Consider the following 12849-nt stretch of genomic DNA (forward strand, 5'->3'; position numbering starts at 1 on the left):
CAAGGGTAAGCCTAAAAACACCGGGCAATAAAGCCGTTTCAGCCAACGGTATACGTATACTAGTATCGCAGATTTATGCCAGACTGCCCGAAATGGCAAAATAGCATCATTCTTTTGCCTTGCCGGCATCAGCCGACGCGGCGGTAAATTGCGCCGGGTAAAACCTCTACCAAACCTGCCAGTTCCAGTTCCAGCAGCTGTCCGCTCAAGCTAGCCGCATCGCTGCCGCTGCGCGCCGCCAGCTCGTCAAAACCGACCGGATCATGCCCGAGTATCGCAAGCAGTTCCTGGCCGCCGCTGTCAGCCGGCGCAGCGTCAGGCGCGACTGCCGGTTCTGCGGGGATCGCCGCGGCCGCCTGCAAGCTGCCCAGTTCCTCCAGGATATCCTGGGCCGACTCCACCAGCTTGGCGCCCTGCTTGATCAGCTGGTGGCAGCCTTTCGACAGCGGTGAATGGATCGAACCGGGGATCGCAAATACGTCTCGTCCCTGCTCGGCCGCCATCCTGGCAGTGATCAACGAACCGGATTGCGCCGCTGCTTCGACTACTAGCACGCCGCGTGCCAAGCCGGAAATGATGCGGTTGCGGCGCGGGAAGTTGGCGGCGACGCCGGGCATGCCCAGCGGATACTCGCTGACAATGCAGCCGGCCTCGGCAATCTGGTGCGCCAGGCCGCGATTGCGAGCCGGGTAGACGATGTCGGCGCCGGTGCCGATCACTGCCACCGTACTGCCGCCCTCGGGCCTGCCGGCAGCGCCGCGCAAAGCGCCCTGGTGGGCGGCGGCGTCTATTCCCAGAGCCATGCCGGAGATGATGGTGAGGCCGCGCTGGCTGAGGATTTCAGCAAACCGGTCGGCATTGGCGACGCCCTGGACCGTGGCGTTGCGGCTGCCAACCACAGCCATGGCCGGCCGCTCCAGCAGTTCGGTGCGCCCCTTCACGTACAGCATCAGCGGCGGATCGGAAATATCCAGCAAGGCTTGCGGGTAGCTGCTGTCAGCCAGCGTGAGCAGCCGGTTGCCAGGCTGCTGCAGCCATTCCCGGGTGCGCTCTGTCAGCGCCTGGACAGCATCCGACGGCGCCGCCAGCAAAGCATAGGCAATGCGCTCGGGCACCACCTTGTGCAAGGCAGAAAAGGAAGAGGAAAAGATATTGGCCGGAAGGCCGAAGGCCGCCAGCAGCCGGCGCGCGGTTTCCGCGCCGACGCCGGCAGTCTGCTCGAGGCGCAACCAGGCTGCCAGCTCATCGGCGTCGGTTGCGGTGTAAGCGGCTGGCGGGCGGCCGCTTACACCGCCGCCATCGTCATCAAGAGTATCGTTGTTTATCGTGGCCAACAGCAGCAAACACCTTTATTCCGGCGACCTGGCAATATCGCCGATGTCGACCGTATTCTGGACTTCCATGATCAGGCCATAGGAAATATGGTTGAAGACACGGAAAATGAACAGGGTACCGTATTGTTCGTCCGGCAGCTTGACCTTGTTGTTGTGATCGGCAGGATCCTTGATGGTCTTGCCGAAACGGTACAGCTGCAGCACGGTGCCGATATCGATATTGTCAGCCTTGCCGCGGTTGATGCTGAGGATCTGGTTCTGCGCTGCAGCCGCCACGCCGCCGTAGACCGAGACCACGCGGGCGTTGACTTCGCCGGCAGGCGCATGCGGCACATAATTCAGGATCGGTTCGACCGGACGCGGAATGATGCGGTCGCCGACCTGCATTTCTTCCTTGGTGTCGACCACGCTGAATGTAGCCGCTTCGTCAGGAGTCTTGCCTCTGCGCTCCAGCTTCAAGGTGCCGAGGTACAGCGCTTCATTAGCGATCACCTTGCCGGTCTCTGGATCCTTGAGCGGATTGCCTGGACGGAATACCTGGAACGCGCTGGCGTCCGCCAGGTCGCCGCGGACATAAGCCTTGTCGCCCTTGCCGAGGTTCAGGTGGCCGTCCTGGACCGCCACGATATGCGGCGAACTGTCCAGCGCGTCGTCTTCAACGATCAGCGGCTGCGACAAGAACGGCCCGATGGCGTCGGTGGAAATAGCGTTGATCGCATCGCGGCCAATGCCTTGCACGCGCGTTTGCGGCGACAATTTCACGACACCGGGCTCGCCTGCCGACTTGCCGAGGCGCAGGCGGCCGTTGACGCGGTCGAAATAAACGATCTGGCCTGGATAAATCCAGTGCGGATTGCGGATCTGGTCCTGGTTCAGGCCCCACACCTGCGGCCAGCACCATGGATGTTGCAGGAACTGCCCGGAGATTCCCCACAGCGTATCGCCACGCACTACAACGTGCTGATCCGGGGCATTGGGCAAGAATTCACAACGCATGGTCTTGACCGCTTGGGCATGGGCCATGCCGCCAAATCCGGCACTTAAAGCAAGAAGGAGTGCAGCTGTGCTAAACTTTTTCATATTGTTTCCGGTGGATACTGCGTTAAATTGGCGCCTACACCCTCGTTTCGTCGCCACGGCTTTGATCGGCAAAGCAAAAAACTTGCCATAGTGAATCAAATTTTGCCCATAATCGATTGAACTAGCAAGAGAAAACCCCTTCCAAACCGCCTAAATTGTCACGCAATCTTGTATGTCCTTATTAAATATCCTGCGTTATCCTGACGTCCGTTTGCACAAAATTGCCAAGCCAGTGACAGTTTTTGACACACGGCTCAAAAAATTGATCGCCGACATGGCCGAAACCATGTACGAAGCGCCCGGCGTCGGGCTGGCCGCTTCGCAAGTCGACGTCCATGAACAGCTGGTGGTGATCGACACTTCCGATACCGGCACCGACCTGCGGGTTTTCATCAATCCGGAAATCCTCTGGGCCAGCGAAGAAAAACAGGTTTACGACGAAGGCTGCCTGTCGGTGCCCGGCGTCTACGACGGCGTCGAACGTCCGGCGCGGGTCAAGGTGCGCGCCCTGGATGCCGACGGCAATCCGTTTGAAGTCGATGCCGACGGGCTATTGGCGGTGTGCATCCAGCATGAAATGGATCACCTGAAGGGCAAGGTTTTCGTCGAATACCTGTCGCCGCTGAAACGCAACCGGATCAAGGCCAAGATGCTCAAGGAAGAGCGCGAACAGAAACGCGACAAGCAATACGCTACAAGATAAGCATTTTTTTATATATTGCGGGACAAATTGCAAGGAACCCGGTTCCTGCATCTTGTCCCGCAACTATTTTGAGCTCCTGTACCATCCTCCTCATGAAAATCATCTTCGCCGGAACTCCCGAATTCGCCGCCGTGGCGCTCAAGGCCTTGCACGACGCCGGTCATCAGATCCCGCTGGTGCTGACCCAGCCCGACCGCCCGGCCGGCCGCGGCATGCAGCTGCATGCATCGCCGGTCAAGCGATTCGCGCTGGAGCACCAGATACCGGTGGCGCAGCCGGTATCGCTGCGGCTGGACGGCAAGTACCCCGACGTCGCCAGGGAAGCGCATGCGCTGTTGCGCAACACGCCGCACGACATCATGGTGGTGGCTGCCTACGGCCTGATCCTGCCGCTCAGCGTGCTGGACATACCGCCGCGCGGCTGCCTCAACATCCACGGTTCGCTGCTGCCGCGCTGGCGCGGCGCGGCGCCTATCCACCGGGCGATCGAGGCCGGCGACAGCGAGACCGGCATCACCATCATGCAGATGGACCAGGGGCTGGATACCGGAGCGATGCTGCTGGTCGAGAAAATGGCGATCGGCGCCAGCGATACCACCGGCACACTGCATGACAAGATGGCAAAACTCGGCGGCGACATGATTGTCGAAGCGCTGCGCCGCCTGGAGCAGGACGCCCTGCCGGCAACACCGCAGCCGGAGCAAGGCGTAACCTACGCCGCCAAGATCAGCAAGGAAGAAGCCGTCCTCGATTTCTCGCTGCCGGCCGAAATCCTGGAGCGCAAGATACGCGCACTCAACCCGTTCCCGGCCGCCTGCGCCGTGTTCGCAGGCGTCACCCTGAAGCTGTGGCAAGCGCAAGTGCTGGCCGGCGACGGCAAGCATGCTGCGGGAACGATCATCAGCGCCGATCCGCAAGATGGCGTGATCGTGGCGTGCGGCAGCGGAGCATTGCGCATCACCGAATTGCAGAAACCGGGCGGCAAACGCTTGCCGGCGGCCGAGTTCCTGAAAGCCTTCCCGATGCAGGGCGGCAAATTCGACTAGGCGACCAGCACGCATTCCAGGTTTTGGGCGCCGCTCCAGCTCGTGTCCGGCGCCAGCAGGACCGGATGCTCAACTGTGGCGGCTTCGATGCAGACAAAATGCCGGTAAGAATCCAGCTTCAGGTCGGCAATTTTTGCGCAGCCGTTTTCCCAGGGATTCCACACCACCGCATCGGCAAACCCGGCCTGGGTCGCAATCATGCTTTGCTTGCGGCCGCCCAGGGTAATCGGCTTGTCGACCGCAAAATACACCCGGTCAACCTCCTCGGCGATATGCAGGATCTCCTCCTCCGCAATCTTGATGCGGCGGTTGTCGACCGAGTCGCGATAGCGATAGCCTTGCAACCCGTACAGGGCAGCCTCCGCGACATGTACATTCAGATAGGTATGCAAGGCGCAGGTGAATGCGAAAGGCTGCTTGCCGGTATTTGTCACCACCAGCTCGGTATTCAGGCTCTGGCCGGAAAATGTGATGCGCAGCTCGAGCGTAAAGGCATGCGGAAAGACCTGTCTGGTCTGCTCTGAATCGGCCAGCCCGAGACGGACCAGCCCGCTGCCGTCCAGCTGCCGCGAAGACTCCAGCAAGGCCCACGTGCTAAGGCGGGCAAAGCCATGCTTCGGCAACGGTCCTTCGCTGGCGAACTGCGGGAAAATCACCGGGATGCCGCCGCGGATAGCCGCATCGCTGCGCCATGAATTCAGCGGACTCATGAACAAACGCTCGACGCCGTCCGGCCCGCGCCAGGAACAGACGTGGGCGCCGTGCAGCGCCACTTCCACCCGCGCGCCATCGGCCGCGATGGCAATGATGAAATCGTTGGTTTCTTGCAGGTTTTCTGGATTTAGCATAATCATTTCTCCCGTCGCTAGCAGCACATCATGCAGAAGTTCATCCGTTTACTGATTGGGGAAGCGGGACCGCCAAACTGATTCCGTGCTGCGTGAAGCCGAAATGTTCATAGAAGCGATGCGCGTCCATGCGCTTCAGGTTGGACGACAGCGCAATCTTGTAGCAGCCGGCCTCGCCGGCGATGCGCACCGCATGGTCCAGCATCACGCTGCCGATACCCTGGCCGCGGCAAGCGCGGCTGATGACGACGGCGTCCATCACGGCCTGTTCGCTGCCTTCATGGGTCAGGCTGCAGAAAACCAGCAGGCTGAAAGTGCCGACCGCTACCCCGTCGGCAAACACCAGGAACGCCCGGAAGTATGGATAGGCCGCCATCCTGGCCATGATCTGGCGTGCGCCTTCAGCGTCCAGCACGGCGCGGGCGGGCTCATCATCCATCTCGGCCAGCAGCGCCACCAGGACCTCGGCGTCGCCAGGCGTGGCCTGGCGCACTGTCACGTGCGGCAAGGGATGGTCGGAAACGGCGGAAGTCATTGCTCTTTACTCCGTATCGAAATTATTCGAGAGAGTAAAGACTATACCGAAAATTCCGCGCATAGAAAAACGGCGCAGCCGCCTTGCGGTAAATCGCAAGCGGCGCGCCGGTTAGTGATATGAAAACTGAAACGGAATATTTAAATAAACAATTTGCGCAAACGCGACGAAACCAGGTCGATCATGCTCACCGCCAGCACGATCATGATCAGCACGGCGCAAGTCTGGCCATATTCGAAGCTGCGGATCACTTCCCATAAAATCACGCCGATGCCGCCGGCGCCGACCATGCCGACTACCGTTGCCGAACGGACATTGGCTTCGAAGCGATACAGCACGTAGGAAATCCACAACGGCATCACTTGCGGCAGCACGCCGTAGACAATCTCTTCCAGGGCGTTGGCGCCGGTGGCGCGTATTCCCTCGACCGGCTGCGGATCGATGGCTTCGACCGCTTCCGAAAACAGCTTGGACAAGGTGCCTGTGGTTGCCACAAACAAGGCCAGCACGCCGGCAAACGGCCCCAGCCCGACCGCCACCACGAACAGCATCGCAAACACCATTTCATTGATGGCGCGCGCCGCATCCATCAGACGCCGCACCGGCTGGTTGACCCAGGCCGGCGCGATATTGGACGAGGCCAGCAAACCGCAGGGCACTGCGCACACCACTGCCAGTGCCGTACCCCAGACCGCGATCTGTATGGTCACGATCAATTCCTGCAGGTAGGTGCGCCAGTCATGGAAATCGGGCGGGAAAAAACTGGCGGCGTAAGTGCCCATGTTGCCGCCGTCGCGCAGCAGTTCCAGCGGCCGCATGTCGGCCCCGCGCCAGGAAGCGATCAGGACTGCCAGCAGCACGCCCCAGAACAGGGTGCGGCCTATCGATTGCTTGGGCGGCGCGGGAAACGCGGTTTCCATTTTCAGGGATGCAGGACTTGTCATTGCTTAGGATTTGGCCAGGTCGGACAATTTGCGGTTGATATCGTCCAGCTTGGCTTTCTTGTCGTCGGCGCTGAGGTTGGCGTCCGCTTCCAGCTTGCCCTTTTGCTTGAACAGTTCGAGCTGGCGGATCGGATTCAGCTGCGCATCGCTGGATTCTTCAAAGCCGCTGTATTCCAGCTTGGCCAGCTGCGCTTTTTCCTGTGCGGCGTTAGGACCGGTCTTGCCGTAGGTAACGAAAAATTCCTTGATCTTGGCCTTGAGGTCGGCCGGCAAGTCTTTGCGCCATACCAGCGGATCGGCGGCGATCAGTGGCGATTTCCAGACGATCCGGACTTCCTTGGCAACGGCCGGCTGGCGCTCTTCGATGCGAGCCATGGTGTCGGAAGCAAACACGGCGGCGTCGATCTGCTTGTTGGCGACCGCCAGGATGTTGGCTTCATGATTGGAAGTACGGATCACTTTGAACGCTGTCTTCGAATCGACATTGTTCTTTGCAAAAATGTAGTAGCTCGGCACCAGGAAACCCGAGGTCGAATTCGGATCGCCGATGCCGAAGGTCAGGCTCTTGGCGTTTTTCAAGATGTCTTCGATGCTCTTGTTCGGGCTGTCCTTCTGCACGCCCACCAGGCTGTAGTAGCCGGCGCTGCCGTCCGGATTGACCACGTGCGCGAACACTTCGCCGCTCGCGCGGTCGACCGCTTCCATCGCCGACTTGTTGCCAAACCAGCCCATCTGCACCTTGCCGAAGCGCATGCCTTCAATGATGCCGGCGTAGTCGGAAGCAAAGAAACCGTTGACCTTGATGCCGGTACGCTTGCTCAGTTCATCGAGCACCGGCTGCCAGTCCTGCTTCAGGTTTTTCGACGATTCGGTTGAAATGATGCCGAAGTTCAGCACCTTGACGTCATCGGCGTGCGCAGCCGACGCTGCCAGCATCGCCATGGTGATTGCGGCGCCGGAAAATAATTTTGCAAACATGATGTGGAACTCCTGAGTGGAAAGAGGTGATATTCAATGACGAGATGTATTTCAGGCTGCCACCGCCAGCGCCGGTACGCTGTCGAAAGGCGTTGGTACGGCTACAGCGGGCCGGGTCAAGGTGTTGGAGCCGCCCAGGATGTCTTCCGCTTCGCTGCCATACAGTTCGCGCAGCATCGGCTCGGTCAGGGCGCTGGAAGGGCCGTCGTATACGACGCGGCCTTTATGCAAAGCCACCGTGCGCGGGCAAAAGCGCAAGGCGACATCGACCTGGTGCAGCGACACCAGGACCGTGCTGCCGTCGCGCTGGTTGACGTCGGCCAGCGTCTGCATCACACGCCGCGCCGACTCCGGATCGAGCGAGGCGATCGGTTCGTCGGCCAGCACCACGCGCGCCTTCTGCACGATGGTGCGGGCAATCGCGGCACGTTGCTGCTGGCCGCCCGAGAGTGCGGAAGCGCGTTTGTACGCATGGTCGGAAATGCCGACCCGCGCCAGCGCTTCCAGGCCCAATGCTTTTTCTTCGGCGGTAAACAATTTGAAGCAGCTGCGCCAGAGCGGCATGCGCGACAGGCCGCCGGTCAGGACATTGGTCAGCACCGGCAGCCGGCCCACCAGATTGAATTGCTGGAAAACGAAACCGACGTTGGCGCGCACCGCGCGGATATTGCGGTCGACCATGCCGTCCTTCTGGACTGACTGGCCGTCGATGGAGATTGTGCCGCCGCTGTTATCTGCAGCCATCAATCCGGAAATATGGCGCAAAAGAGTCGATTTTCCAGAACCGGATGCACCGATCAAGGCTACCATTTCGCCCTGCGCGAAGCGCAGGCTGACATTGTCGAGGGCGCGGAAACCGCCACGGAACGTCTTTGACAAACCTTTGATTTCAACCATGATATGTACCGCCGTTACGCTTTTGAATGGCGGAAGTATTGCGGTCAAATATGTCAGGCGTATGAAATTTGTGTGACCATTCGGTTACCGCAAACCGGGCCCGGCGCCACGGTCAGGGCCGATCCAGGCTCAGAGAGCCGAACCGCAAGAGGTGCGTTGCCATGCAACGATGGCAAGGAAGAACAAGGGAGAAGGTAGCAAATCTGCTAACGCTGCACGACAATCGCCGTAGCGCCGGAACGTTGCCGGATCTGCTGCAAGATGCTGTCGGCGTCAGCACGGCTGGAATACGGTCCGGCATATAAACGATACATGCCGTTCACCGCAACGCTGTCGAGCGATGTCACCACGCCCGACAGCTCCTGCATCAGGCGGGAACGCGCACCGTCCGCATTGGCTTGCTGTGCATAGGCGCCGAACTGCAGGTAGAAACCTGCCGCCAGCGAGCTACTGCTGGCTGCGGGAGGCGCTGCCGGCGTTGGCGACGTCTGGCTGATCAGCAGCGGTTGCGCGGTCAGCACTGGCATGTCGACCGATTCGGTTGTGACTACGGCAGGCGCCGTGTTATCCCTGGGCGGCTCGGCAGCCGGCGCCGGCAATGCCGCGGCCTGCGGCGCCGGCGTGCTGCCGCGCTGCCTGTTCAGCGCGATGATGTCGGCCGGCAGCAGGCGCTCCACCTCCAGCTGGCTGCTGCCGCTGCTCAGGTAACCGAGTTTCAGCGCCGCGGTGTAGGACAGGTCGATGATGCGGCTAGAGTGGAACGGACCGCGGTCGTTGACCCGCACGATCACCTGGGCGCCGGTCTTCAGGTTGGTTACCCGCGCATAGGAAGGAATCGGCAAGGTCGGATGGGCGGCGGTCATCTTGTACATGTCGTACAGCTCGCCGGAGGATGTCTTTTGCTTATGGAATTTCTTGCCGTACCAGCTGCCGATGCCGCGTTGCTTGAACGGCTGGTCGTCGGTCAGCGGCGTGTAGGTCTTGCCAAATACGACATAAGGCTTGTTGCCGGTACGCGAGTAGGGTTCAACCACGGGAACTGCGTCCGGGGTGTCCAGCAGCCCCTCAGGGGCGGAATCGCCCGGGCCGTCATCCTTGTAGTAGCCGCCGCGGCCGGAGCCGGCAGGCGGCAGCGCCGGCACGTTGCGGCCGGCGATGCCGCCTGCGCCCGATTTGGCCGGGGCGGCCGGGATTGAAGAGGTTTTCGGCGAGGTGCCGCAGCCGGCCAGGATCAGCGACAGCAGCAAGGCGCTGGAATATGTAGCAACGTTGTGGCGGCGCCTTAGCATGCACTCTCCTGATGATGGCGATTCAAAACAGATAATTGCATCAATGGACCCGGTTCCGGCCGCACAAGTTCAACGTGCTCAAGTCTGTATCAGCTTGCGATGGCGCTGGATGCTCATCAGTATGCCGGCGCCCAGCCCCAGCGTGACCAGCGCGGTGCCGCCGTAGCTCATGAATGGCAACGGTACCCCGACCACCGGCAAAATGCCGCTGACCATGCCCATGTTAACGAATGCATAAGTAAAGAAAATCAAGGTGATGGAACCGGCCAGCAAGCGTGTAAACATGGTTGGCGCATTGGCGGCGATCATCATGCCGCGCCCGATCAGCAAAATATAGAGGAACAGCAGGACGCAGTTGCCGATCAGGCCGAATTCTTCAGAAAATACCGCAAAAATGAAGTCCGTGGTGCGTTCCGGGATGAATTCCAGGTGCGCTTGCGTGCCTTTCAGCCAGCCCTTGCCAAACACGCCGCCGGATCCGACCGCGATGGTTGACTGGATGATATGGAAACCTTTGCCGAGCGGATCCGAAGTAGGATCGATCAGCATCATCACCCGCTGCCGCTGGTAATCGTGCAGCACCGACCACAGCACCGGCAGGCTGGCGCCGGCGGCGACCGCCAGGCCGATCAGCACGCGCCATGACAAGCCCGCCAGGAAGATCACGTAGAAGCCCGCTGCCAGCACCAGGGTGCCGGTGCCCAGGTCCGGCTGGCGAATGATCAGGCCGACCGGCAGCGCCAGCATCACCGCCGCCACCAGGTAATCGCGCCAGCTGATCATGCCCTCGCGCTTCTGGAAATACCAGGCCAGCATCAGCGGCATGGCGATTTTCATGATCTCGGAGGGCTGGATCACCACGCCGACATTGATCCAGCGGCGCGAACCTTTCTTGACGATGCCGAACACCGCCACTGCAATCAGCAGCGCCACCCCTATCGTATAAATCGGCACGGCAAACCGCATCAGGGTCTGCGGCGGCACGTTGGCGGCGACCCACATGATGACAAACGCGACCAGGATATTGCGCAGCTGGTCCTCGACCCGGCCCGGGAAATCGATGCCGGCCGAATACAAGGTGACAATGCCGACCGCCAGTATCAGGAAAATGATCAGCGACAGCGCGCCGTCAAATACCGCTATATGGGATTTGATGCTGCGCAGCCAGTGGTGTTTGTCGCTCAGGCTCATCGCTTGCTCTCGCTCATTCCCGCTTATTCCCTGTTGCCTGGCGTTTCTTCGCCCGGCTTGTAGCTGTTGTCGGTGCCGTCCGCCGGCTTCGTGTCTTCGTCGACCGGCGCCGGTTCTTCTTCCAGCACCGCGGCCTTGTTGCCATCGCCGGGGCGCTTGCCCAGCAAATAATAATCCAGCGCCTTGCGTACTATCGGCGCCGCCGCCGCCGCGCCGAAGCCGCCGTTCTCGACAATCACCGCAATCGCGATTCGCGGCTTGTCGGCCGGGGCGAACGCGGTGTACCAGGCGTGATCGTGCATGCGCGCATTGAGTTTCTTGGCATCGTATTTTTCACCTTGCTTGATGCCGACCACCTGCGCCGTACCGGTCTTGCCGCCCGACTCGTAGCCGGCGCCGGCAAACACCTTGGCGCCGGTGCCTTCATGCGTGACGCCGACCATGGCGCGCTTGATGAAATCGATGTTTTCCTGCTTCAGCGGGATACGGTAGCTTTCCTTCGGCACCGTCTGGGTGTGCTGGCGCGTGACGCCATCTTCGATGATCTTGACCAGGTGCGGCTTCATCACCACGCCGTCGTTGACCAGGGTCGCCACCGCGTGCGCCATCTGCAACGGCGTGAAAGCATTGAAACCCTGGCCGATGCCAAGCGAAATGGTGTCGCCGCCTACCCATTTCTGCGCCGCCACGCGTTTGTAGTATTTGCGCTTCCAGTCGGTCGACGGCAGGATGCCGCGCTGTTCATGTTCCAGGTCGATGCCGGTCAGCTGGCCGAAACCGAAGGGTTTCATGAAATCGTGGATGGTGTCAGGACCGAGGTCGTTGGCCAGCATGTAGTAATAGGTGTCGCAGGAAACCACGATCGATTTGTACATGTCGACCCGGCCGTGGCCGCCCACCTTGTCGTCGCGGAAACGGTGGCCGCCCAGCATGAAATAGCCGATATCGTTGATCGCGAAAGCCGGCGTGCGCTTGCCCAGCTCCAGCGCCGCCAGCGCCATGAACGGCTTGTAGGTCGAGCCCGGAGCATAGCTGCCGCTCATGGGGCGGTTGATCAGGGGATGGTCGGGCGAGTTGTTCAGCTCGTCCCAGCTTTGCTGGTCGATGCCTTCGACAAACAGGTTGGGATCGAACGATGGCTGCGAGACATATGCCAGCACGTCGCCGGTGGACGGTTCGATCGCCACCAGCGCGCCGCGGCGGTCGCCGAATGCTTCCTCCACCACCTTCTGCAATTCGATGTCGATCGACAGGATCAGGTTGTTGCCGGGTGTCGCTGAGACATGCGACATGCTGCGCACGGCGCGGCCGCTGGCGGCGATTTCGATTTCTTCGTAGCCGGTGTTGCCGTGCAGCTGCTGTTCGTAGCTCTTTTCCAGGCCATCCTTGCCGATGTAGCTGGTCCCTTTGTAGTTGGCGGCGTCCTCGCTGTCGTCGATGCGGTCGGCGTCTTTCTGGTTGATGCGGCCGATGTAGCCGATCACGTGCGCCGCCACTTCGCCCAGCGGATACTGGCGGAACAGGCGCGCCTGCACGTCGATCCCCGGGAAGCGGTAGCGCTGCGCGGTGAAACGCGCCACTTCTTCGTCGGTCAGGCGGGTGCGGATCGGCAGGCTGGCGAAACTCTTGGAATCTTCCAGCAGCTTCTTGAAACGGCGCCGGTCTTTCGGCGTGATGCTGACTACCTGCGCCAGCTCGTCGATCACGCCTTCCAGGTCGCCGCGGATCTTGGAGCGGGTAATTTCCAGCGTGTAAGCGGAATAGTTGCGCGCCAGGATGACGCCGTTGCGGTCCATGATCAGGCCGCGGTTGGGCACCACCGGCACCAGCGAAATCCGGTTGTCCTCGGCTTGCGCCGCGTAGGCATCGTGGCGCACCACCTGCAGCCAGATAAAACGCGCGCCGAGCAAGCCGAAGCAGATCAGCACAAAAGCCACGGCCGCGGTAATCCGCAGGCGGAACTTGCGCAGTTCGTGTTCGGTGTTTTTGAATTCAGTCATGAAT

At 60.8% G+C, this 12849-nt stretch carries 12 protein-coding genes; 2 read left to right on the forward strand and 10 right to left on the reverse strand.

Annotated elements, in window-relative coordinates; all coding sequences use genetic code 11:
• Window positions 1-128 precede the first annotated feature (128 nt).
• Window positions 129-1334: a DNA-processing protein DprA gene (gene dprA, locus V8G57_RS10400; RefSeq protein ID WP_342829469.1), complete on the reverse strand. Its 1206-nt coding sequence runs from the start codon at window positions 1332-1334 to the stop codon at window positions 129-131.
• A gap of 15 nt (window positions 1335-1349) precedes the next feature.
• Window positions 1350-2414 carry a LysM peptidoglycan-binding domain-containing protein gene (locus tag V8G57_RS10405; RefSeq protein ID WP_342829325.1) on the reverse strand — a complete coding sequence of 355 codons (1065 nt, stop codon included), beginning with the start codon at window positions 2412-2414 and terminating at the stop codon, window positions 1350-1352.
• A gap of 172 nt (window positions 2415-2586) precedes the next feature.
• Here V8G57_RS10405 and def point away from each other — a divergent pair, with 172 nt between their 5' ends.
• Window positions 2587-3117, forward strand: coding sequence for a peptide deformylase (def, locus tag V8G57_RS10410; protein WP_144738301.1), 531 nt, complete (start codon window positions 2587-2589; stop codon window positions 3115-3117).
• A 92-nt stretch (window positions 3118-3209) separates the two neighbouring features.
• Window positions 3210-4163 (forward strand): methionyl-tRNA formyltransferase, encoded by a 954-nt coding sequence (gene fmt, locus V8G57_RS10415; protein WP_342829326.1) that lies wholly within the window; start codon window positions 3210-3212, stop codon window positions 4161-4163.
• Here the strand turns inward: fmt and V8G57_RS10420 are convergent.
• The 8 genes from V8G57_RS10420 to mrdA all read right to left on the reverse strand — a co-directional run bounded on the left by V8G57_RS10420 (window position 4160) and on the right by mrdA (window position 12845).
• Complete coding sequence (locus V8G57_RS10420) at window positions 4160-5011, reverse strand: D-hexose-6-phosphate mutarotase (RefSeq protein ID WP_342829328.1); 852 nt, start codon at window positions 5009-5011, stop codon at window positions 4160-4162. The genes fmt and V8G57_RS10420 overlap by 4 nt on opposite strands.
• 40 nt (window positions 5012-5051) lie before the next feature.
• The gene (locus V8G57_RS10425; RefSeq protein ID WP_092395401.1) at window positions 5052-5546 is read right to left on the reverse strand and encodes a GNAT family N-acetyltransferase; all 495 of its coding nucleotides are present in this window, start codon (window positions 5544-5546) and stop codon (window positions 5052-5054) included.
• A gap of 140 nt (window positions 5547-5686) precedes the next feature.
• Window positions 5687-6466: a phosphonate ABC transporter, permease protein PhnE gene (gene phnE / locus V8G57_RS10430; protein ID WP_371326566.1), complete on the reverse strand. Its 780-nt coding sequence runs from the start codon at window positions 6464-6466 to the stop codon at window positions 5687-5689.
• Window positions 6467-6493: 27 nt separating this feature from the next.
• A complete protein-coding gene (gene phnD, locus V8G57_RS10435; RefSeq protein WP_092395405.1) occupies window positions 6494-7468 on the reverse strand; it encodes a phosphonate ABC transporter substrate-binding protein in 975 nt (324 codons plus the stop codon).
• A gap of 51 nt (window positions 7469-7519) precedes the next feature.
• Window positions 7520-8365, reverse strand: coding sequence for a phosphonate ABC transporter ATP-binding protein (gene phnC, locus V8G57_RS10440; RefSeq protein WP_092395407.1), 846 nt, complete (start codon window positions 8363-8365; stop codon window positions 7520-7522).
• 206 nt (window positions 8366-8571) lie between these two features.
• Entirely contained in the window at window positions 8572-9654 is a 1083-nt protein-coding gene (locus V8G57_RS10445; protein WP_092395409.1) for a septal ring lytic transglycosylase RlpA family protein, read from the reverse strand.
• A 78-nt stretch (window positions 9655-9732) separates the two neighbouring features.
• Entirely contained in the window at window positions 9733-10845 is a 1113-nt protein-coding gene (gene rodA, locus V8G57_RS10450; protein WP_092395411.1) for a rod shape-determining protein RodA, read from the reverse strand.
• Window positions 10846-10868: 23 nt separating this feature from the next.
• The gene (mrdA, locus tag V8G57_RS10455; RefSeq protein WP_092395413.1) at window positions 10869-12845 is read right to left on the reverse strand and encodes a penicillin-binding protein 2; all 1977 of its coding nucleotides are present in this window, start codon (window positions 12843-12845) and stop codon (window positions 10869-10871) included.
• Between the last annotated feature and the right edge of the window lie 4 nt (window positions 12846-12849).

Source organism: Collimonas rhizosphaerae, from assembly GCF_038896935.1.
Lineage (GTDB): Bacteria > Pseudomonadota > Gammaproteobacteria > Burkholderiales > Burkholderiaceae_D > Collimonas > Collimonas rhizosphaerae.

Excerpts from the sequence above, each read along its gene's own strand:
- V8G57_RS10420 (WP_342829328.1), bottom strand. The coding sequence starts at position 5,011 with ATGCTAAATCCAGAAAACCTGCAAGAAACCAACGATTTCATCATTGCC.
- mrdA (WP_092395413.1), bottom strand. The coding sequence starts at position 12,845 with ATGACTGAATTCAAAAACACCGAACACGAACTGCGCAAGTTCCGCCTG.
- rodA (WP_092395411.1), bottom strand. The coding sequence starts at position 10,845 with ATGAGCCTGAGCGACAAACACCACTGGCTGCGCAGCATCAAATCCCAT.
- V8G57_RS10445 (WP_092395409.1), bottom strand. The coding sequence starts at position 9,654 with ATGCTAAGGCGCCGCCACAACGTTGCTACATATTCCAGCGCCTTGCTG.
- V8G57_RS10425 (WP_092395401.1), bottom strand. The coding sequence starts at position 5,546 with ATGACTTCCGCCGTTTCCGACCATCCCTTGCCGCACGTGACAGTGCGC.
- fmt (WP_342829326.1), top strand. The coding sequence starts at position 3,210 with ATGAAAATCATCTTCGCCGGAACTCCCGAATTCGCCGCCGTGGCGCTC.
- phnD (WP_092395405.1), bottom strand. The coding sequence starts at position 7,468 with ATGTTTGCAAAATTATTTTCCGGCGCCGCAATCACCATGGCGATGCTG.
- def (WP_144738301.1), top strand. The coding sequence starts at position 2,587 with ATGTCCTTATTAAATATCCTGCGTTATCCTGACGTCCGTTTGCACAAA.
- V8G57_RS10405 (WP_342829325.1), bottom strand. The coding sequence starts at position 2,414 with ATGAAAAAGTTTAGCACAGCTGCACTCCTTCTTGCTTTAAGTGCCGGA.
- phnE (WP_371326566.1), bottom strand. The coding sequence starts at position 6,466 with ATGGAAACCGCGTTTCCCGCGCCGCCCAAGCAATCGATAGGCCGCACC.
- phnC (WP_092395407.1), bottom strand. The coding sequence starts at position 8,365 with ATGGTTGAAATCAAAGGTTTGTCAAAGACGTTCCGTGGCGGTTTCCGC.